At 55.8% G+C, this 23,336-nt stretch carries 25 protein-coding genes and 1 tRNA gene; 18 read left to right on the top strand and 8 right to left on the bottom strand.

Translation table 11 applies throughout. The features are described from left to right. Position 1: 1 nt before the first annotated feature. Positions 2-586, bottom strand: coding sequence for a flavodoxin domain-containing protein (locus tag ACGHIZ_RS10270; RefSeq protein ID WP_225093927.1), 585 nt, complete (start codon positions 584-586; stop codon positions 2-4). Between the two features lie 156 nt (positions 587-742). Here ACGHIZ_RS10270 and ACGHIZ_RS10265 point away from each other — a divergent pair, with 156 nt between their 5' ends. The 4 genes from ACGHIZ_RS10265 to xerC all read left to right on the top strand — a co-directional run bounded on the left by ACGHIZ_RS10265 (position 743) and on the right by xerC (position 5,048). Beyond that, positions 743-1,624, top strand: a complete 882-nt coding sequence (locus ACGHIZ_RS10265) for an aldose 1-epimerase family protein (protein WP_117847913.1) — start codon at positions 743-745, stop codon at positions 1,622-1,624. 59 nt (positions 1,625-1,683) lie between these two features. After that, positions 1,684-2,619 (top strand): hexose kinase, encoded by a 936-nt coding sequence (locus ACGHIZ_RS10260; RefSeq protein WP_055251199.1) that lies wholly within the window; start codon positions 1,684-1,686, stop codon positions 2,617-2,619. A 197-nt stretch (positions 2,620-2,816) separates the two neighbouring features. Further along, on the top strand, positions 2,817-3,290 hold the full coding sequence (locus ACGHIZ_RS10255; RefSeq protein WP_117772916.1) for a YhcH/YjgK/YiaL family protein: 474 nt from the start codon (positions 2,817-2,819) through the stop codon (positions 3,288-3,290). A gap of 774 nt (positions 3,291-4,064) precedes the next feature. Then, a complete protein-coding gene (gene xerC / locus ACGHIZ_RS10250) occupies positions 4,065-5,048 on the top strand; it encodes a tyrosine recombinase XerC (protein ID WP_250787256.1) in 984 nt (327 codons plus the stop codon). Between the two features lie 37 nt (positions 5,049-5,085). Here xerC and ACGHIZ_RS10245 read toward each other — a convergent pair whose 3' ends face one another. Next, positions 5,086-5,865 carry a hypothetical protein gene (locus ACGHIZ_RS10245; RefSeq protein WP_390447876.1) on the bottom strand — a complete coding sequence of 260 codons (780 nt, stop codon included), beginning with the start codon at positions 5,863-5,865 and terminating at the stop codon, positions 5,086-5,088. Positions 5,866-6,112: 247 nt separating this feature from the next. Between ACGHIZ_RS10245 and ACGHIZ_RS10240 the strand changes: the two genes are divergently transcribed. The 5 genes from ACGHIZ_RS10240 to ACGHIZ_RS10220 all read left to right on the top strand — a co-directional run bounded on the left by ACGHIZ_RS10240 (position 6,113) and on the right by ACGHIZ_RS10220 (position 10,761). Next, on the top strand, positions 6,113-6,367 hold the full coding sequence (locus ACGHIZ_RS10240; protein WP_225093924.1) for a helix-turn-helix domain-containing protein: 255 nt from the start codon (positions 6,113-6,115) through the stop codon (positions 6,365-6,367). Between the two features lie 5 nt (positions 6,368-6,372). After that, a complete protein-coding gene (locus ACGHIZ_RS10235; protein ID WP_271807469.1) occupies positions 6,373-7,221 on the top strand; it encodes a DnaB-like helicase C-terminal domain-containing protein in 849 nt (282 codons plus the stop codon). A 358-nt stretch (positions 7,222-7,579) separates the two neighbouring features. Next, entirely contained in the window at positions 7,580-7,885 is a 306-nt protein-coding gene (locus tag ACGHIZ_RS10230; protein WP_225093922.1) for a plasmid mobilization protein, read from the top strand. A gap of 9 nt (positions 7,886-7,894) precedes the next feature. After that, positions 7,895-9,799, top strand: coding sequence for a type IV secretory system conjugative DNA transfer family protein (locus ACGHIZ_RS10225; RefSeq protein ID WP_390447873.1), 1,905 nt, complete (start codon positions 7,895-7,897; stop codon positions 9,797-9,799). A gap of 26 nt (positions 9,800-9,825) precedes the next feature. Continuing rightward, entirely contained in the window at positions 9,826-10,761 is a 936-nt protein-coding gene (locus ACGHIZ_RS10220; protein WP_225093920.1) for a relaxase/mobilization nuclease domain-containing protein, read from the top strand. A gap of 496 nt (positions 10,762-11,257) precedes the next feature. Here ACGHIZ_RS10220 and istB read toward each other — a convergent pair whose 3' ends face one another. Both istB and ACGHIZ_RS10210 read right to left on the bottom strand, forming a co-directional pair. Continuing rightward, entirely contained in the window at positions 11,258-11,809 is a 552-nt protein-coding gene (gene istB, locus ACGHIZ_RS10215; protein ID WP_390449931.1) for an IS21-like element helper ATPase IstB, read from the bottom strand. After that, on the bottom strand, positions 11,740-12,051 hold the full coding sequence (locus tag ACGHIZ_RS10210; protein WP_390449949.1) for a hypothetical protein: 312 nt from the start codon (positions 12,049-12,051) through the stop codon (positions 11,740-11,742). The genes istB and ACGHIZ_RS10210 overlap by 70 nt, the downstream gene beginning before the upstream one ends. Positions 12,052-12,396: 345 nt before the next feature. On the opposite strand from ACGHIZ_RS10210, the gene ACGHIZ_RS10205 reads away from it, so the two are divergent. From ACGHIZ_RS10205 to ACGHIZ_RS10185, 5 genes are all read left to right on the top strand, one after another. Next, complete coding sequence (locus ACGHIZ_RS10205) at positions 12,397-13,257, top strand: PqqD family protein (RefSeq protein WP_195404846.1); 861 nt, start codon at positions 12,397-12,399, stop codon at positions 13,255-13,257. Positions 13,258-13,265: 8 nt separating this feature from the next. After that, positions 13,266-14,354, top strand: a complete 1,089-nt coding sequence (locus ACGHIZ_RS10200; RefSeq protein ID WP_271807472.1) for a radical SAM protein — start codon at positions 13,266-13,268, stop codon at positions 14,352-14,354. Next, positions 14,355-14,558 carry a hypothetical protein gene (locus ACGHIZ_RS10195; RefSeq protein ID WP_195404844.1) on the top strand — a complete coding sequence of 68 codons (204 nt, stop codon included), beginning with the start codon at positions 14,355-14,357 and terminating at the stop codon, positions 14,556-14,558. After that, complete coding sequence (locus ACGHIZ_RS10190; RefSeq protein ID WP_217108213.1) at positions 14,555-14,896, top strand: hypothetical protein; 342 nt, start codon at positions 14,555-14,557, stop codon at positions 14,894-14,896. Before ACGHIZ_RS10195 ends, ACGHIZ_RS10190 begins: the two co-directional genes overlap by 4 nt. Before the next feature lie 272 nt (positions 14,897-15,168). Continuing rightward, positions 15,169-16,806 carry an ABC transporter ATP-binding protein gene (locus tag ACGHIZ_RS10185; protein WP_250787250.1) on the top strand — a complete coding sequence of 546 codons (1,638 nt, stop codon included), beginning with the start codon at positions 15,169-15,171 and terminating at the stop codon, positions 16,804-16,806. Positions 16,807-16,842: 36 nt separating this feature from the next. On the opposite strand, the gene ACGHIZ_RS10180 is transcribed toward ACGHIZ_RS10185, so the two are convergent. Next, positions 16,843-17,091 carry a hypothetical protein gene (locus ACGHIZ_RS10180; protein WP_195404841.1) on the bottom strand — a complete coding sequence of 83 codons (249 nt, stop codon included), beginning with the start codon at positions 17,089-17,091 and terminating at the stop codon, positions 16,843-16,845. 296 nt (positions 17,092-17,387) lie between these two features. Between ACGHIZ_RS10180 and ACGHIZ_RS10175 the strand changes: the two genes are divergently transcribed. Together ACGHIZ_RS10175 and ACGHIZ_RS10170 are read left to right on the top strand one after the other, a co-directional pair. Then, entirely contained in the window at positions 17,388-17,795 is a 408-nt protein-coding gene (locus tag ACGHIZ_RS10175) for a hypothetical protein (protein ID WP_250787248.1), read from the top strand. Positions 17,796-17,801: 6 nt separating this feature from the next. Then, positions 17,802-18,347, top strand: a complete 546-nt coding sequence (locus tag ACGHIZ_RS10170) for a hypothetical protein (protein ID WP_390447869.1) — start codon at positions 17,802-17,804, stop codon at positions 18,345-18,347. 271 nt (positions 18,348-18,618) lie between these two features. Here the strand turns inward: ACGHIZ_RS10170 and ACGHIZ_RS10165 are convergent. Next, positions 18,619-18,694: transfer RNA gene (locus ACGHIZ_RS10165), tRNA-Thr, on the bottom strand. 157 nt (positions 18,695-18,851) lie between these two features. On the opposite strand from ACGHIZ_RS10165, the gene ACGHIZ_RS10160 reads away from it, so the two are divergent. Beyond that, positions 18,852-19,334, top strand: coding sequence for a PTS sugar transporter subunit IIB (locus ACGHIZ_RS10160; RefSeq protein WP_117772918.1), 483 nt, complete (start codon positions 18,852-18,854; stop codon positions 19,332-19,334). Positions 19,335-19,660: 326 nt separating this feature from the next. Here the strand turns inward: ACGHIZ_RS10160 and ACGHIZ_RS10155 are convergent, their stop codons facing one another. Next, positions 19,661-20,713 (bottom strand): aldose epimerase family protein, encoded by a 1,053-nt coding sequence (locus tag ACGHIZ_RS10155; protein WP_117772920.1) that lies wholly within the window; start codon positions 20,711-20,713, stop codon positions 19,661-19,663. 206 nt (positions 20,714-20,919) lie between these two features. On the opposite strand from ACGHIZ_RS10155, the gene ACGHIZ_RS10150 reads away from it, so the two are divergent. After that, on the top strand, positions 20,920-21,684 hold the full coding sequence (locus ACGHIZ_RS10150) for a DeoR/GlpR family DNA-binding transcription regulator (RefSeq protein ID WP_055251192.1): 765 nt from the start codon (positions 20,920-20,922) through the stop codon (positions 21,682-21,684). Positions 21,685-21,880: 196 nt separating this feature from the next. Here the strand turns inward: ACGHIZ_RS10150 and lacG are convergent, their stop codons facing one another. Continuing rightward, entirely contained in the window at positions 21,881-23,302 is a 1,422-nt protein-coding gene (gene lacG / locus ACGHIZ_RS10145) for a 6-phospho-beta-galactosidase (protein ID WP_197032106.1), read from the bottom strand. Positions 23,303-23,336 lie beyond the last annotated feature (34 nt).

Below are 23,336 nucleotides of genomic sequence, written 5' to 3'. Positions count from 1 at the left end.
GTTACAGCTTGTTAACGATCTTCTTTGCCGTGCGCTTGACGCCGGCCACAAGACCCCCCGCGGGATGCTCCTTTTCGTATGCTAGACGCTTCTCGCGCTTGGCGTACTCTTCGACGATGATGTCGCCATACTCGTCTTCGATCTTGTCGAAGAAGTCGACGGCGCCCTTAATTTCCTCAGCGGTCGGGTGTCCCTTCTGGACGCCGCCGGTGAGTTTGAACGGCCCCCACGTATCAAAGCCGGGACAGCCGTAGACGCCCATAAAGATGGCCTGCCTCATGCGGCAGATGCCATCGATATCCTTGCCGTACCACTTGTTTTTGCCACCGTAGGTCATAAGGCCAAACACCTTGTCCTGCGGCTGCAGCACGTTCGTGAGCACGCGTGCCATGTCCTTGTCGATCTCGGAGTAATAGATGCCCGTGGCGACACCGATCAGATGGTATTCGTGCAGGTCGGGGTACTCGTTTTTACCGAGTGACTTCACGTCGAGGGTATCGATCTCGGGGTGCGCCTCGACGATGGCGTCCACGAGCTTTTTCGTATTGCCGTGGTGGTGTGAGGCATAAAGGATGATGGTTCGCATAAGAAGGCCTTTCAGCTGTAATTGCATCAATGTCTGTATGGTACCCCGTTGCATGGCTGGGAAACCGGACGCATCGATGAACGTGCGGGTTTGTCCTTTGGTCAGGGCCGAGACGGGTTCTTGCGAGCAAAAAGCAGTTGTTCGAAAGGATGGACAATGGAATACGCTCTCTCCAACGATTCGATTTCTATCAAGGTCTCCACGGCCGGTGGTTCGTTTACCTCGATTGAGGCTGGAGGTCGCGAGTACTTGTGGCAGGGCGATCCCGCCGTGTGGTCCGGCCAGGCACCGATTTGCTTCCCGATTTGCGGAGGTTTGCGCGATAACAGCGCCATGACGTTTGCCGGACATCATGTGAAGCTCGCCCGCCATGGGTTTGCGCGCAAACAGGAGTGGAAGCTGCTGAGCCAGAGCGAGAACGAGCTGGCGATGTGCCTGGCTTCGGAGGATAACGCCGCGCTGCTGAGCGATTATCCGTATCCGTTTAAGCTTGTCGCCCGCTATACGCTCGAGGACGCCGCCGTGCGCGTCTCCTATGAGGTTACCAACGAGGGCACCGAGGACATGCCTTTCTTTATCGGTGGACACCCCGGCTTTAGGTGCCCGCTCGATGAGGGCGAGGCCTATACGGACTACGAGTTGCGTTTTGAGAAAGACGAGGCTGCTGAGCTTTGCGCTGCCGTCCCCTCGACTGGCTTGATTGACGTGACCAACCGCTCCAAGAACCCCATGGTGGGAAAGACGCTGCCTCTGTCACATGAGCTCTTCGATTTTGCGGAGACCATCTTTGACGTGCTCGAGAGCCGTCAGGTCACGCTTTCCAAAAAGGGCGAGGACAAGGGTGTTCGCCTGAGCTTTGAGGGCTTCCCGTACCTCATTGTGTGGAGCAAGCCCGAGGGTGATTTTGTGGCAGTTGAGCCCTGGGGCGGTCTTTCGACCTGCTCCGATGAGGACGACGTGCTTGAGCACAAGCGCGGCTGCCTTATCGCCAAGCCCAAAGAAACCATCGTGCGCTCGTTCACAATCGAGATTCTGTAGTCGCATGTAGCCAATTCGTTTTGCAAGGCATAAGGAGCCTGCGAGATAAGGAGCTAGAAATGATCCTCACCGTTACGATGAACCCGTCCGTCGATACGCGCTATCAGCTCGATGAGCTCATTATCGACGACGTCAACCGCGTGACGCCCGAAAAGACCGCCGGCGGTAAGGGCCTCAACGTGGCCCGCGTCCTGGGCCAGCTGGGCGACGATGTCGTGGCAACCGGCTTGCTTGGTGGTCATATGGGCGCCTATATGGCCGAGCTCATGGATGCTAACGGCATTAAGAATGATTTTGTGCCCATCAAGGGCGAGACTCGCATTTGTCTCAACATCCTCCACGCCGGCAACCAGACCGAGCTGCTCGAGAGCGGCCCGACGATTGCCCCCGAGGAGCTCGATGCCTTTACCGCCAAGTTCGCCGAGCTTGCGAGCAAGGCCGATGTCGTTACCATCTCGGGTTCGCTGCCCCGCGGCGTCGAGGCGGACTACTACGCTAAGATCACGGGCATTGCAGAGAACGCCGGCGCCAAGGTGCTGCTCGATACCTCGGGCGCCTCGCTCGAGGCTGCGCTCAAGTCCGAGGTCAAGCCTGAGCTGGTTAAGCCTAACCTGACCGAAATTAACGGCCTTCTGGGCACGAGCTTTACCACCGACGATGTGGACGAGCTCCGTTCCGCGCTCGCCTCTGACGCCCGCTTCTCCGATATCCCCTGGGTCGTCGTATCTATGGGCGCTGCCGGCTCCGTTGGTTTCCATAACGGCCGTGCGTTCCGCGCCAAGACCCCCGATATCCCCGCCGTTAACGCTACGGGCTCTGGCGATTCGACCATTGCCGGCTTCGCACATGCGATTGCTGCCGGAGCCGACGACGAGACGGTGCTGCGTACCGCCAACACCTGCGGCAAACTCAATGCCATGGATCCCATGACTGGCCACTTGGTTATGGATCGTTGGGACGAGGTTTACAACGGCGTTGTCGTGACCGAGCTGTAGGAGCTTGTGCTGCGGCCCCGGCATCGGTTGCCAGCTCATGTCGACGACAAGTGCAGTAGCATTATGCCGGGGCGCGACGCCGACACTGTCGTGTTCAATCCCGACCTTACCCTGGTCGAGACGCATGTGGGTGGCAACAGCGTCGGTAATGCGTTTGCCGAGTAGCCGCCAAAGAAACGATCCGAGAGGGGATTTAGATGATTTACGGTGCATTGGGCGATATCGAGGAGTACCGTGGAATGCTCAAGGGCCTCGACGTGCTGATCGACTGGCTCGAGGAGAACGATCCGGCGAAGCTCGAGGTCGGCAGCCATCCGATTCTGGGCGACAAGGTCTTTGCGAACGTCATGGCTCCCACGACGCGTCCCGAAGCCGAGGCTCACTATGAGACGCATCAGCGCTATCACGACCTGCAGATCGACGTCGAGGGTCGCGAGGCCTTTAAGGTTGCCACGGGCAGCCTGACGCTGGTTCAGGAGTTTGACGAGAAGGACGACTACGATCTGGTCGATTCCGACGCCTCGATCGCCGGCGATCTTGCTGACGACAAGTTTGCGCTGTTTGTTGCCGGCGAGCCTCACATGCCCACGCTCGAGTTCCAGGGCGATGGCGCGCAGCCGGTCAAGAAGATTTGCTTTAAGCTGCTTGCAGATGCTTACTGGGAGGAGTAGCGCGCTGCTCGGCTGAGCTGTTCGTGTTGCGAGCGTTATCCCTTGGGGGAGCTCGCTTGGGCCCCGCTGAACGCGGTTCCTTTGGGGATTGCGGTTGGCGGGGCTTTTGTTGAGTAGGAGAGTTTCCGGCGGCGTTGTGCTTGGATTGGCGGAAGCGCGCCCGAAATCAGCAACAAAAAAGCCGCCCGAAGGCGGCTATCTTGTGCAATGGAGCCAGCGACCGGGCTCGAACCGGTGACCCCCGCTTTACGAGTACGTGAATTCGGCATTTGACGAGATGAGGCCAATTTCACTGAATTAAAAGGAAGCGCAGGTAGAAATAGGTAATTAACAATTATTGAGCTAGCTATTAGAATCATATTTCCCACTATTTTCACACTTAGAGAGACTTGAAAGTGTGAAAAGTTTCGATTAGGCTTGCTGGCAAAGCTTTAAAGGCTTTGCCAGCAAGCCTAATCGAAAATCTAACGAGGGATATGATTGCAGGGATTGATAAAAAAGACCGCTCGCGGCACATCGGAATGCATCGATAAGAGCAAAGGCGTCTATCGGATTTATTTTTCCCTGGGAAAAGATCCGGAGACAGGACGGTACCGCCGTAGTCCGTCACGCAGGGTTCACTGCAGAAGCAAGAACCCGAAAAACTGGCCGAGTGAAGTCGCCAAGGCGCTGGAGGCCTATAGAGCTGAACTTGAGGGCGCTTCCAACCGTGGCAATGGTCCTCTGGGCCTATCAGATTATGCGGACAGGTTTCACGCGAACAGGGAGTCGACCATGGGATCACCTCTTGCTTATGAGCGTGAAGGTTTGGACATTCGTCACATACGCGAGCTGTTCGGCAATCCCGATCTCACTCGGCTTAAATCGGATGACGTTCGCACTGCTTATGCCAAGGCTAGAAAAGAAGGCCGATTCAGCGAAAGTGAAATTCGCCGCATCCACATCAAGCTCAAACAGGTAATGGAGGATGCCGTCGATAACGACCTCGTGGGCAAAAACCCTTGTAGGGGAGTGAAACTGCCCAAGCAGAATGTCGAGGCTCGTAAGGCGCTGAGCGCCGATGAGGCGGCAAGGCTTCTTGCGGTCCTTTTGGAGGAGAAGCCATCTTCCTTTATCACATGCACAATGCTTCTACTTCTCTGCGGTTTGAGGAAGGGGGAGGCCCTTGGTCTCTCATGGGAGGATTATGACCCCGACGCCAAGACTCTGAGGATAGTAAAGCAATATACGAACGACAGGACATTGAGGCCGCCTAAATCAAAGATGAGCAGGCGTAAGATTTCGGTTGGAAATGAACTTGCCGACTATCTGGACAGGTGGAAAGCCATTCAGCGGAGTGAGTTCGATTCCTTTGCAGTGGGGCAGACTGGAGAAACGCCCATTGTCCATTCCATTGGGATCGTTGACGCCGCCAACGGCAAACGGGCTCTTGTGACCCGGATGGATGGACATAACTATTCAAGGGCGTTTAGGCTGTTTGCGGCGAAAAACGGCTTCGGTACTTTTAAGGAGAGCAGGGAAGTCATTGGGAGTGACGGCGTCAAACGTACCCGCTATACGGGTTATAGCGGGCTGAAGCCTCATGAGCTTAGACATACGCAAGCGACTTTGCTCGTTGGTGCCAATGCGGACATTAAGACGATCCAGGCGCGTTTGGGCCATGCTAGCCCATCGACGACGCTGTCTATCTATAGCCACTTTATCGAGGCAAATGACCAGAAGGCAGCATCAGTGCTGGATGATCTGCTGAAGGGCTAAAAAGGGCTAAAAAAGAGGCCCCAAAGGGGCCTCTTTTTTAAGCGACATTGTTTCGGTAGATCATTGCGCCATATGGCGGCTCCAGCTCCATAGACTGATAGTAGCTGGCATCTAGAAGGTTGAAATAACAAATGATGGGGGCGGCTAGGTGCTCGTCCATATTTAGGTAATGTCCCTCATCATCTGTGACCAGTTTGACCTCGTCGCGCATCACGTCGGTCATGCGGGGCCAGAGTTTGGTTGCGCGCTGCAATTTGTCCTTTTGACTGTACTCTCCGTTATGGAAGAAGGCAAAATGAGGCGCATCGTATTTTGCGCCGCCGCGAATTTCGATAATTCCGACCTGGCTGCAAGACTTCGCGCATTCCTCTGTTTCCAATAAAGTCCAAGAGGAGGGGAGGACAGCGTAATCGCCGCCGAGGAGATCGACCCGTCTCATTCCCTGGGGCCTCTCCTCTTTCTCGCAATATAAAGAGAAATGGTCGTGGAGCCTCTGGAATTGCTCTCGATAAAGTTCCAATTGACTAAAACTCATTTCTTCTGATCCGTCAACGGGAAGGGCCTTCATTTCATTGGTGATTTGCCGAGCTTCCCTGAGGCACGCCTCATCGAGGGCCCTGGCGACCCTCGGCTGCAACCCCGTGAGCAGGTTGCATAGATAGTCGATAGCCTCGCCGGTGCTTCTGACTGATTCGGGGTTCTTGAGGCGTAGCTCTTCGATTTTCTCCGGGGTCGTCGCCTGAACAGTTGTTCCGAACTTAATTTTCCGCATCTTACTTCCGGATAATGGTAAACGTCCCATAACCACTCCAATCATCGTTGTATATATATTAAATCAGTCAGACAATAAAGTCTATACAGTCAGAAAGTGAATTAGAAATTAGAACTGTAACTAGATATGATTGTGCAACAGACAGTGTTACAATATAAACAGTAAGCGCCTGACCAGCTTGTTTGAAAGGAGTTATTTTATTTTCGGTCATTGATTAAAAAGCCGCCCGCCCTTCCCTATCTAAGTTTGGCGACGAAGGGGGAGGGGCGAGCTAGCCTGAAAGGATTCTACCATGATTGTAGAGCCTGAACCGTACGCTGCCGTACAAGCATCAACTGCGGTTTCTTCTGATTCCAACTTGGGCCACGAGCGCCTTCTTGGCATCGCTGAAGTGTGCAAGATAACCGGCTTGAGTCCGGTTACGGCCTCGAAGATGATGAAGGAGAGCGGGCGCGCGATTGCGTTGCACCGCCGCATTTACATCCTTGAATCGAGCTTCTTTGCATACCTCCATGAATTGGAGGCGAGCGAACCGTGCCGGCTTTAAATCCCATGAGCGTCGGCCTCGACGAGACCGCCTTGCGTATCTTAAAGAATAGGCCGCTTGGGCATATCGAACACGGTGCGCTGGATACTATCCTCGGAGGTCTTCGTCAATACCTGTGCATCGTCCCCGGCGGACCCGGTACGGGTAAAACAACGTTTATGCAGCAAATCGCCGACGGATGGGCCATTGCTGGCCATCCGGTGGTCATCTTTGAGGGCGAGCTCGGGCGAGACAGCATGCTCGCGAAGAGCCTCACCCGCATCTCGGGCGGCGAGCTCACGCACGATGATATGAACGGCGATGGCATGTCTGAGGACAAACGCGGGCTCTTCGAGAAGGTTCTCGACATTTACGCCCGCAGCATCGCCGAGCGAATGTATATCATTCCTGGTGAAATTAAATATGCCGGGATGCGAAAGGCAATCGAAGAGGTTGCCGATAAACATGGCGAACCGCCACTGGTTATTGTTGATTACGCGCAAATCGTCTCTTTGCCGCAGGAACTGCGCATTGCCGACGAGCGTATCGGTCTCAAGCTCGTCGCTTCCGAGCTCCGCCGAATCGTGGATGAGGCCCATTGTCCGCTCTTCGCTATCTCATCAATTAACCGCGTTAATTACGACAAGCAGACCACCGGGCTTCAGGCGATAGGCGGGTGCAACATGTTCGAGTATTCGGCAGATCTCGTTATGTCGCTTTCTATTAAGGGCGATAAGCCCGAAGAGCGTAATGCCAATATGTTGCTTAAAAAACGGCCCGTCATTGCTTCAATCACAAAGAACCGTTACGGTTCCTGCGGTATTGTCGAGTTTGAGTTCAACGCACCAGCAGCGATGTTTACCGAAATCGGCTAATTATGGAGCCCGGACCCTACATTGGTGGATACCGGGCTCCCAATCCATGCTTGTCGTCCGATGAGCTCGCGCGCGCCGAGAACAGGGATCTTCCTCTGCTCTCGGCCGATGAGCTCATTTGGGAATGGAAGCGCCTGCTCGATGCTCTCGATATCTATAGAGAACAATGGCGACCATACCGTATATATCTCGGCAGCTTGCCGGGAGTCCCCTTCGATGTCTGGGCGAGGGTGAGGATTGGGCGCATCGGTCAGATGCTCCAAACAATTTCAACTTAATAAAAGGGGCGGGGCCGATGCGTCGGCCCCGCTCGGATTGGATGGTTATGACTTCCATGAATACGCATATCAATGTACGGATGAGTGAGTCGCAGCGTAAGGCTATCGAGGAGAAGGCGGCGGCCATGAACATGCCGGCGTCCTCCTTCATGCGCGATGCCGCCCTGCTCTGCGGCGAGAAGCCGGTCAGGGTCGCCGACGCGGGGGAACTTGCCGGTATCAGGACTGAGTTGAAGAAGATCGGCACGAACCTCAACCAGGCGGTCCGCGCCCTCAACACCTACGGGTCCGATCCGGTCGTCCTCAATAATCTCAACCGGGCGACATCAATCGTCTCGACGGCGGTGGGCTGGGTCAACGACCTACTCGCCCGTGCGAGAGAGTAGGTGGTTCTCGTGAAGGAGAAGGTGGTCATGGCGCTGGTTTTCGCAGCGCTGCTTACCGCGGGGTTTGCGCCACTTATCGCCATTCCCCTCGATTGCATGATCCTCGGATTTCCAATCGAGCTGAGCTCGATCGGATTCACCCTGAGCGTGGATAACACCATTTGGTGGTGGATTAACGTGGGGCCTCATTGCGTCCCTGGCTGTCTCGCCTCGTTCGCGCTGTTCCTGTCGGTATTCGTGCTCATGCAGCTATCGGCTTCCTCGAAGGAGCGAGCCGCCGACGGAGGTGTACTTGGGGAGGCGCGGGTGAAAACGGGGCCGGAGACCATCCGGGGCTCGGAGATTTGGGACGGGCACGGACAGCCGAAAAGCAGAGGATTCGTGTACGGGTTTGAGAAGACGCTGTTCGGCTCCAAGTATCTGTTCGAACCGAGGCGGCACATGTTCCTCGACGGCTCAACGGGTGCCGGAAAATCAAGATCGCTGCTGATCCCGACAATTGATCTGCTGACGTATGGGGCGGATGACGGGGAATCGAGGCCGCAGACCATTATCGTGTCCGATGTGAAGAGTGAGCTCATCGAGTTGACGGGCGACGAGCTGGAGCGTCGCGGGTACCGGGTGCTTCTGCTGGACGCCCAGCATCCCGAGAAGAGCGACACGTTCAATCCACTGGAAATGGTCGATAGGCTCGCGAACGGGGGGAATCTGCCGGGGGCTGAGCAGGCCGCGGATGCCGTCGCCCGTATGCTCATCGCCGGGGAGGGCGATGCGAAGGCGAGCCACTGGACGGAATCCGCGCGGTCGCTGCTCGCCGCGACGATCCTTCTGGTCGTGCTGGACGAGGGCTGCCCGCGGGGCTGCAAGCACCTCGCGACGGTCTACCACATCATGTGCCTGGGGACGGAGGGGGCCGGCGAGGATCCGTGTGAGCCGCTGAAGGGCCTGTTCCGTTCCCTGCCGCAGGGGCATCCGGCCCGCTCGCGTGCCTCACAGTTCATCTCGAGCGGCGGCAACGAGCTGAGGAGCATCGTTTCCACGCTAAAGGTCAACCTGAGGATCTACGCTTCGGCGCCGATTGCGCGAATGGTCTCGGGCGATGATATCGATCCGAGTAGAATCCTGAGCGAGAAGACCGCGCTGTTCCTCCACGTGATGGACGAGGGCTCCCCCTACAACGCGATCGCGGCGGTCCTGTTCGAGCAGCTCTACGCTGCCGTGTATTCCATCGCGGACGCAGCTGGTGGAAAGCTGCCGCGGCCGGTGTCCATCCTCGGCGACGAATGGGGGAACCTGCCGAAGGTCGAGTGCCTGCCTAGCCTTCTCAGCCTTGGGCGCTCGTACGACCTGTTCTGGATGGGCGCAGTCCAGAACATCTCTCAGCTGAACAAGTACGGCGAGCGCGACGGACGGAAGAAGATCCTGGCAAACTGCGGCGTCAAGGTCGCCATGAAACTGGGCGAGGCCGAGGACCGCCAGTATTTCACCGAGCTAGTCGGGAAGACGACGCGGCACACCATGGGAACCAGCTCGAGCAGGGGGCCTTCGGGCGGTACGGGGTCGACATCCTACAGCGAGCACGCCGACGACCTGATTCATCCTTGGGAGTGGACGGAGATGTCCCCCGACAAGGACGGCGTCATCGTGGTGAAGACCGCGGAGAACGGCGTGGGCAGGGAACATGCGGGGTGCTTCCGGGCCCCTGTCTGCGATTGCACGCGGATGCCGACGAAGGAGCACTTCGATCTGGGGACGCGCGAGCACGAGGCGGCCAAGAGGATGGAATACCAGGCCAGGCTGATATCAAGGCAAATGGGTCGTGAGGACGGCGTCGATCTCTGGACTCCCGAATTCGAGGAAGAGGCCGCGGAGCCGCCTGTTGCCGACGGATGGTCCGGCCTCTTCGTCGACTGACGGCGGTTTTTGAAGGGAGTTGGAAAATGACCGCAATCAAGCAGGCGAGCGTCATGAGCGGGGAGCACCTCCAAAACCTCAAGCGGTATTTCGATTGGGACAGGGAGAAAGTCCTGGACCACGATACCCAGCACATCATCGATGAGGATCGATGGTTCGAGGAAATGGACGCCACCCGGGAGGCGGCCGGGCACAACCGGCCCGGGAAGCAGGGCGCAAGGTGCACGTACATGCAGCATCAGGTGATCGGCTTCAACCCGGACGAGTGCTCCTGCAACGGCGGGCCGATGACGCCCTCGCGTTGCATGGAGTACGCGAGGGACTACATCGCCAAGCGCTATCCCAACCAGGAGATCGTGATTGTGCTGCATGAGGAGAGGTGCAGGTCGGATGGATCGGCCCGATTCGCCGCTCACCTCGCCATCAATAGGACGGACCTCGAGACTGGGCGGCGTCTGAACGACGGGCCGGCGAGGGCGGCGGCGAAATCCCGCGTGAGAACGGTGAAGGAGCTCGATACGAAGTACGGCCTGAGCCAGCTCGAAAGGGGCCTCTCGAACTCGAAGGTGCACGCGCGCCAGCCCGGTCGCGAGGAGCGCGAGATGGCAAAGAAGGGGAGATCCGACAAATCCGAGAACGCAAGGGTCCGAGCGATTGTCGCCCAGAGGGCAGAGGAGGTCGGGAGGCTCAAGAGCTGCCCCGACCGCTTCGGAGAGTTTGCAAGGCGGTTGGAATCGGATGGGATCGAGATCGCCCGATCCAAGCGGGGGGCGCTGCAATACCGCTATCACTCGGAGTCCCTCGGCAAGACGAGGAAGATCAACGGCGCGAGGCTCGGCTACGCCGTCAACCGCTCGACCGGGCGGATTATGAGGTTCACGGCAAGGGGAATCGACCTTGCCATACGGGCCGCGTGGGAGCTGGCTCGCGAGGGTGTGGATGACGAAAGAGGCCGGGACTGACTTTCATATCTGAGGTCCGTGCAACAGCCGGTAAGCCTGTTGCACGGTTCTGCGGGAGCGACTTTGGAGCGGTTCGCACATCCCGGCTTCGGCCGGGCAAGATATTCCGTTGCACGGAATACATATCTTGCATGCCCCGAGAAGCGTAGGCCGAATCGACCGGAGTGCAACGGGACAGGTGAGCGGAGGCGCAGTGATGGCGACCCAGGGGAGCCATCGAACGGAGCCGGAGCGAGAGCCGGCGGGGCGATCGCGAGTTGAAGCCGAGTGATTGTCCCGCCGTTCACGGCCCGCCGGCGGCGGCCCGGGGTTCCAAGGGGACTCGTCCCTTTGGCGCGAAGGGGTCCGGGGATGGCGCGAGACATCCCCGTGAAACGCCGCGACGGGCACGCCCCTGTTAGCGTCAATCTAATTTTCACCAGTTTCACTAATCAAACGCGCCGTTCGCGCAAAGGCGGCTTCACCGCTTGCGCTAACGTATTTTCACCGATTCCGGTCACGCCTTGACGGGTCCGTCCCTCGGCAGGTCCTTCAGCCTGTAGGACCTGCCGGCTATCTTGACCAGGTGGCAGTGGTGGCAGTGGTGGCACACCCTGTCCGCGATCGCGCTCGCCGTCACGTCGTCCCCGAACACCCTGCCCCAGCCGCCGATCCCCACGTCGGCGGTGATGATCGTCGAGCGCTGCTCGTAGCGCGTCAATATCAGCTGGAACAACAGGTCCGCGCCCACGCTGCCGACGTCGAGGTAGCCGAGCTCGTCGATGATCAGCAGCCTCGAGTGGGCGTAGTACTTGAGCCTCTTCTTGAGGATGCCGCGCGACGAGGCGTCCTCCAGGTCCTCGACGAGCCGGGCGCAGTCCACGAACCTGACCTCGCGCCCCGCCCTGACGGCCTCAATGCCCAGCGCGACGGCGAGGTGCGTCTTGCCCACGCCGGGGCTCCCCACGAGCAGGACGTTCTCGGCCCGCTCGACGAACCTCAGGGTCGCGAGCTCCTCGATCTCTGCGCGCGGGACCGACGGCTGGAAGTCCCAGTCGAAGTCCGCCAGCCCTTGACGTAGGGGAACCCCGACGACCGAATGCGCTGGTTGGTGATCCTGACCTCCCGGGCGGCGACCTCGACGCGCGTCATCTCCTCGAAGGCGGAGGCGAAGCCCCGCTCGCCCGCGGCGACCATCCTCACGTAGTCGGGCAGGGACGCCGCCATCTCGTGCAGCCCGAGCGCGGAGAGGTCGACCTCGCCAGGTCCATCGCGCGCCACAGCCGCGGCCTTGGCGACCTGTCGTAGCATTCGCTGCCCTCCCGCAGACGGGGCACCGCAGCCCGAAACTCGTCCACGGCCTGACGCCGACGATTATCCTGCCGCCGTCGATGCTGGCGTACTCGATCACGGTGTGGACCAGCGCGAGCGCGCGGCTTAGTATCCTGTTCATGCGTCAGGGCCTTTCCGGTAGGTTGATGTAGCAAGCGAAATCCTACCCTGCCCGGCGCGGAAACGGCCCCCTCTCGGCGCCGTTTCCCTTATATGCGGAACTTTTTTGCATCCACCTGCGGAAAAATTGATGTCTCGTCCACAGAAACTACCGAAGAGCCTAAAATCGGCTCATATTCAAACAGACACAAGGAGGGATTAATTATGGAATGGAGCTTTGACGAAATAAGGGGATTTATCCCGAAATCGATTTCTCTCCCATACTCAAGAGAGGAAAAGAACGGGTACCGCTCTGTTCTAACCGGACGCGATGAGCTGAACTATATCATGTTGAACGGAAGCGGGAGCTACATCGTCTCTCTGTGCGATGGTAAAAACACCGTCGAAACAATCCTTAATCGGATGTGCGACAAGTTTCCAGACGCCAATCCGGACATGCTCAAATCTGACTTAGCCTCGGCAATGAGAGGTTTCAGCGTATCGAGACTAATAGGATGGGTCAAAACTCCGACCGAAAATGGCACACCCATTGCCGATGAGATTTGCGTGGACAATGGGACCCATATACGGCTTGCCCAAGAAAACGATATTCGCCTGATTTGCTCCCTGGCAAGCCAGGCGAGCTCATCAGAACCAGAAAGTCCCACAATTGTCTACGGTTGGCCTCTTTCCGTCGAGCAGTATGAACGACCGCTAGAGGTGCGAAACGGATTGTTCAATCTGAGCAAGGAATTTTTCATTGTATATGAGTCAGGGAGACCAACCGGTCTACTCGGCCTCGCCCCCTCCAGCAATCCCTTACTCAGATACGCAGACATCTGTCTTCTTTTGTGCCCCGCAAGCATCGCCGTTCAATGTATTGCCGCTGCGGCCAGCTTCTATCGTCAAGAATTTTGCGATGTTCCCAATTTTTTCCACCTGAACCTAACCAGCAAGGAAATTGCATCAAACGAAGGAATTCGAAATCTTATCAATGAGCCAGAATTCACTTGCGCTGGCACTTTTCCAGGTGAGTGCAGCGACGGCGACTGCATGAATGTATACTGTTTTTCAGAAGTCTGTTAAGAGGAACCATGGGACGAGTTTCGGAAAACAAGTACACCAACGTTCTCAGAGCGCCACATCACGTCGCCCTTGACATAACAAACAAGTGCAACTTGAGATGTCTGCACTGCTATAACAGCAGCGGCGAGAATGAGGTCATGCACGACGAGTTGACCTCAGATGAACTTTTTGTTTTCGCAAAGGAAATGGCAGACATGTCGCTTTACAGCATGTGTTTCTGTGGAGGAGAAACCTTGTTGCGCAGTAAAGATATCTTGCGCTGCCTTCCCATATTGCGAGATGGGAATGTTGCAGCGAGCCTGGTAACCAACGGGCTTCTCCTCACGGAATCCCTTCTCCGAGATTTAGAAGATTCCGGACTCAAAAGCATCCAATTTAGCCTAGACGGCATTGGGTCAGCTCACGATAGGCTGAGGGGACATGAGGGAGCCTTCGAAATCGTCGAAGAAGCAGTTGCCACCGTACTCAACCATTCCGATTTGCACCTTGCTATCGCATTTACGCCCACGTCGTTCAACACCGAACAGTTTCCCGATGTCATCTCACTATTAGATGAGATTTTCACCAAATCTAACAGGCCGAAGAGGACGCCGGGTGACTTTATCGAACTACGTGTCCAACCCCTCATGGTTTTGGGCCGTGCGCGAAAGAACACATTTATTAGACCGGACTATTCCCAATACCGTACGTTGATTCACGCCATTCAAGAGGACGACTTCCTTCGGAAGCACCCGAATGTCCGACCGCAATGGGGCGACCCCGTCGACCATCTAATTCGCTTCTCTGATAACCGATATCTATTAGATCAGGTTTCAGTGCACGCAAACGGCGACATCGTCGTTTCTCCGTATATCCCGTTAGTGGTTGGCAACATCAGAAACCACCCTCTTGAGGATTACTGGAACAACGGACTTAGCTCAATTTGGTCCACAAAACTGGTTCAAGACCTCTGTAACCACATGTGGACCATTGACGACATGGAGCGTATGTCCGACACAATTTGCGATATAGATATGGGAGGTGATCTACACGTTGACCTGATTGATGATACCGCGGATGAACTGTTGAACTCATCGTTGAAGGAGATGTTGGGTTAAATGTACGAGAAGCCCGTAGTAGACAACATGAATCCGACCAGAGCATCGACTCTTGGAACGGAAACTTGGTTCGACATGTATTACATCGTGTGGGGAGCAAATGTGGCGGTCGGAGTCACCGCAGTTGGAGCCTATGAACTGGTCCTCATCACTTTTGCCGCAGCACTTCCCCTCAGCGAGCAAGGTGGCCAAGACGAGCAATGAGTCCTGAAGCGCTAAGATCATCCATTGGCGGCATGGTAGGAGGAATCTGCTTTCTCGTTGTCGGGGTGTTAATGGTAAAGACCGGCAATCCCGGCCTGATTCACAGTTACCATATCGCTCATATTCCAAGCGAGAAGATTCCTCTTGTTGCCAGATTGGTCGGACTCGGAATAGCGTTGACGGGAGCCGGTCTCGTTCTCGCGGGCATCATTGCCTTTGCGTCCCAAATCCCATTATCGGCATCGGCGGCTTTCATTCTGCCGCTCATCATAATCTTTGCCGGTCTTGGCGTCTCCTTGCTAACGATCGTAGTGTTCACATTTCGACCATGGTCATAATGGATTTCCTATTGCATGAAACTTCAGGCGCATGCCCAACAAACAATGAAAAAATTTACAGCTTTAGTCGGACGGCTGTTTTATTTTTCAGCCGTCCGACTGCCGTGCGCGGCCTATTGATCGAACATAAAATTCCCGTTTCTATGAGGATCCAGCTCGCAAAGACTCTCTATGGAAGCGCTCGTGCCGATTAGTCGCCGCTTCGTTTCCACCGAACCGCGGTGTAAGGTGTCATCAGTTGGTATTTCATACCTGATAGATTGGGGCCATTCTTGATTCGGTACGTCTTATCGAAGTTTAGTAAAACAAAGGGTGCTTTCACGTTCATTGCCATCACGACGATTGGAATCGCCCTTTCCTATGCCGCACCATATGTGAACGGAAAGTTCTTAGATTTCCTTCTTGCCAATCGCAGCGAGAAGGATGCTGTGCTTTTTGCGCTCTTCGTAGCTTCAATAGGGGTCTTTTCTGCCTTATTTTCATATTTTGCAGGAACGTTATCTATCCGTATATCCACAAAGCTTTCTTTTGACCTACTCAGGGAAACCGTCTTGCGCTTTGAGCGAGTTAATTTTCTGACGAACCGAACAACCGACTCAGCCTATACGACGCAAAGGATTTTCACTGACTCAGGTGTTGTTTCTTCTTTCGTTCTAACAAACTTTATCAGCGCTCCCCTGTCTGTTGTCGCCATTCCTTTCGTGTTGCTCGTCATATGGTCGGTTGATCCACTCCTCGCACTATTCTCCATCCTCCTTCTTGTGGCATATCTCTTCGTTATTACCGGATTGCGAAAGCTTCTATATAAAGTCATGTACGAGAAGAAGGAGGCAGATAGCGCTTTCTATGCCGTAATAGCATCGCAGTTGAATCAGATTCTCAACATTCAGTTAACGTCTTCATACAATAAAAGCGAGCTAGCACTTGACACCGGATTTGAAAAGTATTTTCCAAAGGTCTTGCACTCGGGAAAGCTCTCATTCTCACTAACATCGATTGACAGCCTTTTTGCTGCCGTGTTTCAAGCGATAATACTCATCGTATCCGGAGTGCGAATCATCAATGGAACCATGACGATAGGCGAATACACCATCGTCGGTGCATATTTTGCCGTCCTATTTAAAACCTTGAAAAACACGATGAACCTGTTCAAGTCCTATCAGGATGCCAAGGCTTCGTGGGACAGGATGAGCGCCATGGGAAAGGTAGGACCGGAACCAGAGCAAGATCAGACAGGTTTAGTCAAGATTGACACAATAAATCGCATTTCTGTTTCCAAGTTGGATTTTACGGTACCCCTTCCAGACGGATCTCCCCGAAAGGTTCTTGACGGATTTTCCTTCGATTTCTCCGGCCCTGGAACATACTGCATAACCGGAGAAAATGGAAGAGGAAAAACGTCGCTCCTTTACCTGCTCCTTGGGCTGTATCCATCGGCAGGCAAAGTAACATACAACGACATGCCGATTGAAAAATGCAATTTGGATTACATACGTTCAGACACGATATCGTGCTGCCCCCAACCGTGCTTCGCTCCAGATGAGACGGTTCGGGACCTGTTGGATTATTTCAACACCCCATTTTTTACAAAGCACCAGCATATGAATGAGCTACCGTCGTTGACAACCAGCATAGAGGGCTTGCTTGAGAAACGTTGTCCTGAACTTTCGGGTGGTGAGCTGCGCCGTGTATACTTGTGGTCGGCAATTTCCCGTAATCCATCAGTCTTGGTGCTCGATGAGCCTACAACTGGATTGGATGAAACAAGCCGAGCCGAACTCGCTTCGTATGTCAGAAACAACAAATTGAAACAGCTCATTATCATTGTTTCACATGATAATGAGCTGGCAAATGCAGCGGAAACGATCGTCAGTCTAGATAACGCGTCACACCGTTGCGCAAATCGATAGGACCGCATCGAGTCGCAGCAATTGCAGAAGGCTAAGCTATAATGATTGCCCTTTACCCATGCGTATCTCAAGGCCTTCGATGATGATCCTTGATACCGTGGTGTTGTGTTCCGCCGCGTAGGTGCTCATCTCTTGCTTCTGCTCTTCCGTAACCCAAAAGGTGATGCACTCCCCTTTCTTGCGACTTGTCGAATCCCCTTTGTTTCGTGTGTCTTGATTACCCATGAGGGTCATGCTCGCCTCTCCAACGGGCATGACGCGGCGAGTTGGCTTCTTAATTGCCACCGTAAATCTCCTTATCCTCCTCGATGCCCTCCTTCACCTGTTTGAGTAATTGTCCTCTTTGACACCGGCGATATTGCGCTTACACACCGTCCGCTCACATCCCGAATATTGCCGTTCGGCACCGCCGATATTCCCGTCGGCACCGTCCCCCTGGTACGTTCCGGCTGTCCATGCAGCCGAGACCAAGGAGGTACAGCATGGCGAGAAGGATAAGGGCCAGGGAGGCCCTCAGGCTCCGTGCGTCCGGCCTGTCGCAGAACGCGATAGCCCGCGCGGCGCATTGATTGGAAGGCTGTATGGACGTCAGGCTGCTTGGAAAGAAAAACGAGGGCGAGGGCCTTGGGGTCGCTGTTCTCGTTGATTCGGCTTTTGCAGAGTTAAAAGACAAGAGCGATGAGCAGTTGGCGGAGGCCCAGAGATTTTTGATTGACTTTATGAAAAAAGTTGCTCGGCTAAAGGGAGTGAGAATTGATCGGCCCCATTTCCTCCGCTCGGAGCTGAGGAGGAAGGGTGTCCATAAAGATGTCGGCGAGTTTGCCGTGGAAACGACCCCCGTTACCGCCGGAATCGATGTGGGCCTGATCGATAGAATTGCTAGAGAAGTAATTGATTATGAGGCAAAGAAGTCAACCGCCTTTTCCTTTGCAGCGGGTCTTCCCGGAGGTGTCGCGATGGTGGGCACCATTCCTGCCGATATTACGTAATACTACGTGCACGCATTCAGGATTATGCAGAAACTGGCATACCTGTATGGCTGGCAGACCTTTTTTGAAGAATGTGACGACGTTGATGACGAGACTCTCTACGAAATGGCAGTGTTGCTCGGTGTGATGATGGGTGTAGGCAGCGCGAATTCGATGCTAACCGTAATCGCCAAAAACGCCCAAGAGGCGGTCGCGAAAAAGGTCGCTCGCCAGTCGCTAACCAAGACCAGTTGGTATCCGATCCTGAAGAAGCTCTTGAGCTTCATGGGTATCAAGATAACAAAGCAGACGGTGGGGGATGCCGCTGGCAAGGTTGTTGTGGGCGTCGGTGGCGTAATCTCTGGTGCTATCACCTTTATGGGTCTTTCAAAGGGGTCGGCGCGCTTGTGTAGGCAGCTTAAGTGCTTGCCGCAGGCAAACGAGCGGATTCCTGGCACTGGGTACTATGAAAAGGATGAGGCCGCGGTTGCCAAGAAGAGGATTGACGTAGCGGAACCCCTCTTTATCGAAAAGTTCGGATTTTACTCCCATATTCTACGGCTCTATTGTTGAATATGCTGACCGGCTGGAGGAGTCACTGGCGACTAGAGAAGCGAAGCTGGATGCATATAATCCGGACGTTCTTCTCTGATACTCAGCGGAATTAGGCTATGCGTAACAGGATTGTTGTTCGATCTAATGTGAACGTTGGATGATGCTAACTATTTATGGAAAACAGTTAAAAAAGTTTTTCACCCCTTTTTCACTCCTCGGAGAAGGAGGAAAGAGACGCGAAAACAAAAAAGCTCAAAAGCAATTACGCTTCTGAGCTGCACTAATGCAATGGAGCCAGCGACCGGGCTCGAACCGGTGACCCCCGCTTTACGAGAGCGGTGCTCTACCAACTGAGCTACGCTGGCGGCCATGTGATGGCGCAACTGAGGCGTCAACGGCTGTCTATGATACGGGACATCGCAAATCCGCGCAAGTGTTCTGACGGCTTTTCTCACTTTAAATGCACTAATATTGGAGACGCGATGTCTTGCTCTTACGGGTCTCAAACAGAATGGGGCAGCGATGACTCAACCCAAGATTCTTCTCGCACGCATCGACGACCGTTTCATTTACGGACAAGACGTTGAGCTGTGGAACGAAGCCGTGGGTTCCAACCTTGTCCTAATCGTCAACGATGAGATCGCGGCAGATTCGCGCCAATGGGCACCCATGAGGGTGGCGGCGCCAGAAGGCGTTTGGACGCGGTTTTTCTCGGTGCAAAGGACCATCGACGTCATTCATACCGCAACGCCTCGCCAATTGATTCTGATCATGGTGGCCTCACCCTCCGATGCGCTCGCGCTGGTTAAGGGCGGTGTGCCGATCACCAAGATCAGCATTGGTCATATGCAGGCAGGGGAGGGCAAGCGTCCCGCAACGCCCGCAGTTGCCGTAGACGACACAGACGTCGCTGTTCTCAGAGAGCTGCAAAAGCTCGGCATAGAACTAGAAATCCGCTATCTCCCCAGTTCCGCCCCCGACCCCATCGGCAATCTGTTCAACTGATCCCTTGGGGACGGAGGAAAACGGATCATTTTGCCTTCGTAGGGGATCTGTGTGGCGCTGTCCGCCAAAACTATGCCGGTTTACTACGATGAATTGCTTATCGCCGAGCATGCCAAATTTGCAGAGAATAAAACCGCAGGTAGACGAGTTGCTAATTTTTTATAAACCAGCGCGTGGTCGGACATAGTGGGTTCATCGTAGTAATTCGGCATAGTTTTGTTATGTCACCAATTCGGTGGCATCGAAAAGAAGGATTTAGGCATGAAGCAGCGCCCGTCGGCGGTGGTGCCGGCGGGCGTTGCTGTGCGAGATGTCGCGTTGTGGGCCTAGTGCCTCATAAAGTGGTATTCGATCATATTGCTGTAGGGGTGACCCGGACCCACAATGCCCTGCGGGAACAGCGGCTGGTGCGGCGTGTCGGGGTACATCTCGGCCTCGAGGGCAAAGCCGGCGCCCCAGCCATAGTTGGCATCGTCCTTGGCGTGCTCGTCGCCCAGCCAGTTGCCGGTGTAGAGTTGCACGCCCGGGGCGGTGGTGTAGTAGTCCAGCTCACGACCGGTCCACATCTCCTCGACATGTAGGGCGCGACGCAGGTTGCGGCCGTACTGATAGCCATCGATGCACAGGCAGTGATCGTAGCCACGGGCCTGCTTAATCTGCGGGTCGTCGGCCTCCATGCCGGGTGCGACGGGGCGCAGCTCGCGAAAGTCAAACGGTGTTCCCTCGACCGGAGCGATTTCGCCGGTGGGGATGTTCTGCTCGTTAATGGGCAAGTAGTGGGCAGCGTTGGCGATAAAGAAGTGCTCACAGTCCATGCCGGCGTTATGGCCGGCAAGGTTAAAGTACGTGTGGTTGGTCATGGACACGTAGGTGGCGCGGTCGCTCTCGCAACCATACTCGATGCGGAAGACTCCGGTGCGCGTAACGGTAAACACAGCCGTAAAGATTCGGTTGCCGGGCAGGCCCAGCTCGCCATCCTTAAGCGAGGTGGTCATGCGCACGGCGTTGTGAGTCTCGTCGAGCTCAACGTCCCATACGCGCTTGTGCAGACCATGCTCAAGATCGCTGTGCAGGTTGTTGACGCCTTCGTTGGCCGGCATATGCCAGTCCGTGCCGTCGATGGTGATCGTGGCGCCCGCGGTGCGGTTTGCCACGGGGCCGATGGTCGCGCCAAAGCAGGCGGGGTTGTCAAAGTAATCCTCGAGCTTATCGAAGCCCAGCACCACATCGCGCACGTTGCCGGGAATGTCGGGCACATCGATACCCAGCACGGTGGCGCCATAGTCCATAATGCGAACGCAGATCTCGGGCCCGTTGAGGGTGTAACGATGAACGGGGGTACCGCACGGCGCGGTGCCGAAAAGCTCGGAAGTGATCATTTGGTTCCTAACATCGAGGTATTTCCGACAAACTGTAGCGCGAACAGGTGAGATTATCACTACACCCCACTAAAGCAGGGGGTATTTTTCTCAAAAAAGTGATGATTGGAGCTGTGCTGGCGTTGATTTTTGACGCGCACGAGTCTGATACAATTTGTTCGTTACTGTTTGAATGATATGTGCGCAAAGAACGGCGAGGATTCATCGTGATTAAGGCGGAGCGACAGGATAAGGTTCGTCAGCTGCTCGAGGAACAGGGCACGGTCTCGGTCAAGGAGATCTCGGACGCACTGGGCGTCTCGGATATGACGATCCGCCGCGATCTTGAGGAGCTTGCGAGCCTAGGTGAGATTGAGCGCGTGCACGGTGGAGCCCGTAGCGCGCAGGGCCGTCCACATGCTATGTTGCGCCACGAGTATTCGCACAGCGAAAAGCGTACCAAGCATGCCGAGGAAAAGCTGCAGATCGCGCGCCGCGCCGTTGAGCTCATCGAGGAGGGCTCGACCATCTTTTTGGGTACGGGCACCACGGTTGAGCAGATGGCCTCGATGCTGCCGGCGTTTCGCCTGCGCATCGTGACCAATTCGCTTTCGGTGTTTAACTTGCTTGAGGCGCGCGAAGACTGCGACCTGTGCCTCGTGGGCGGCATGTACCGTCGCCGCACCGCCGCTTTTGTGGGACCAACGGCCGAGGATACCCTGCGTGCGTTGGGCATCGACGCGGCGTTTATCGGCGCCAACGGCATTCTGGATGGCGATGTGTCTACGTCCAATATGGACGAGGGCCGTATCCAGCAGCTCGCCTTTAGCAAGGCAGACTCGCGCTACTTGATCGCCGATTCAAGCAAGATCGGCAAGCGCGACTTCTACACCTTCTGCCGCCTGGACAGCTTGGACGCCGTGGTGTGCGAGCCGGGCATCGCCGCCGAGAATCGCGCCGCCATCGAGGAACACACGCAGGTCATCTGCTAGCTTAGGTATTACAGATCTAGATATTTCGAACCGGGTGCCCCCGTTCATCTCAATCTGTAACAATTGGGGCCGAAAATCCCTGCTAGATGTTACAAATCGAGACAAACGGCCTGCTCGGGTCGAGCCAAAACAAAAAAGCCGCATGCGAACCCGTGGAGGGATTCGCATGCGGCCGACAGGGGGTATGCGGCTTGAATTAGGCCATGAGCAGGCCGGTCTCCGCGACGTTCTTGTACCAGTACGCGCTCGCCTTGGGATAGCGCTTCTGGGTCTCGAAGTCGATGTAGAACAGGCCGTAGCGCTTGTTGTAGCCGTTGGTCCAGGAGAACTGGTCCTGCAGCGACCACACAAAGTAACCGTCGACGTTTACGCCGCCGTCGATTGCCTTGAGGATCCATGCGAGATGCTGGCGCATGTAGTCGATGCGAGGGGCGTCGTCGATAAAGCCGTCCTCGAAGTCGTCCTTATAGCCCATGCCGTTCTCGGTGATGTAGATCTTCTTGTAGTTGGGGTAATCGTTCTTAATGCGGAGCAGCAGGTCGTAGAGGCCCTCGGGATAGATGATCCAGTCCCAATCGGTGGTGGGTACGCCTTCGCGCACGCATGACTCGCCCACGCCCTTGAGGAACCAGCGCGAGGAGCCCTTGTCGCCGGTGCCATTGTGGTTGATGTCGTTTTCGCCCTCGGCGGCACGCAGGAACTGGCACTTGTAGGTGTTGACGCCCAGGCAATCGTTGTAGGGGAGCGCGGCGGTCAGCGCGGCGATGTCCTCGTCGCGGACGTCGAGCTCGCCGCCGGCGATATGGGCCAGCTTGGTCGCGGCCTCCATGGTGTCGGCTGCATAGTGGCCGCGGAAGGTGGCGTCGAGTACCCAGCGGTTGTTGATGACGTCGGCCATACGAGCCGCCTCGCAGTCGGCAGCGCTGTTGGGATCGAGGGGATACTTGGGCTCCAGGTTCTGGACAATGCCGATCTCGCCCTCAAAGCCGCCCTCATGGAAGGCGACGACAGCCTTGGCGTGGGCCACCATCATGTTGTGCATGAGCTGGAAGGCCTTGTCCAGGCGGTACTTCTCGCCGTGCGGCCAGTTGCCGACGATAAAGCTGCCCTCGGCGGTTGCGGGAATCTCGTTAAAGGTAAACCAGTGCTTGACCTCGGTGAACTCGGCAAAGCAGAACTTGGCGTACTCGACGAAGGCGTCGATGGTCGTGCGCGTCAGGAAACCCTCGCCGCCGTTCTGGTAAAAGGCCTCGGGCGTATCGAAGTGATCGAGCGTGACATAGGGGATAACGCCAGCTTTGTTGCAGGTGGCGAAAAGCTCGTGATAGAAAGCGACACCCTCGGGGTTAATCTCGCCGGTGCCACTGGGGAAGATGCGGCTCCAAGCGATGGAGACGCGAATGCCGTTAATGCCGAAGCGCTGGCACAAGTCGATATCGACCGGATATTTGTTGTAGAAGTCGCTTGCGGGGTCGGGGGAGAAGCGACCCTGAGCAGCCAGGAAATCGTCCCAGGGCACTTTGCCCTTGCCGTGCGTGCGGGTCTCACCCTCAACCTGGTAAGCGGCGGTGGCGCCGCCAAACACAAAGCCGTCGGGGAACTGCATGGGGTTGGTCATGAGTCATCCTTTCTGTGGGATACGAATAGGGAGA

It is taken from the genome of Collinsella sp. i05-0019-G5, assembly GCF_042851345.1.
In the GTDB taxonomy this organism is placed as follows: domain Bacteria; phylum Actinomycetota; class Coriobacteriia; order Coriobacteriales; family Coriobacteriaceae; genus Collinsella.
Note: the sequence above shows the minus strand (reverse complement) of the source record. Positions and strands in the feature narration are given on the sequence as shown.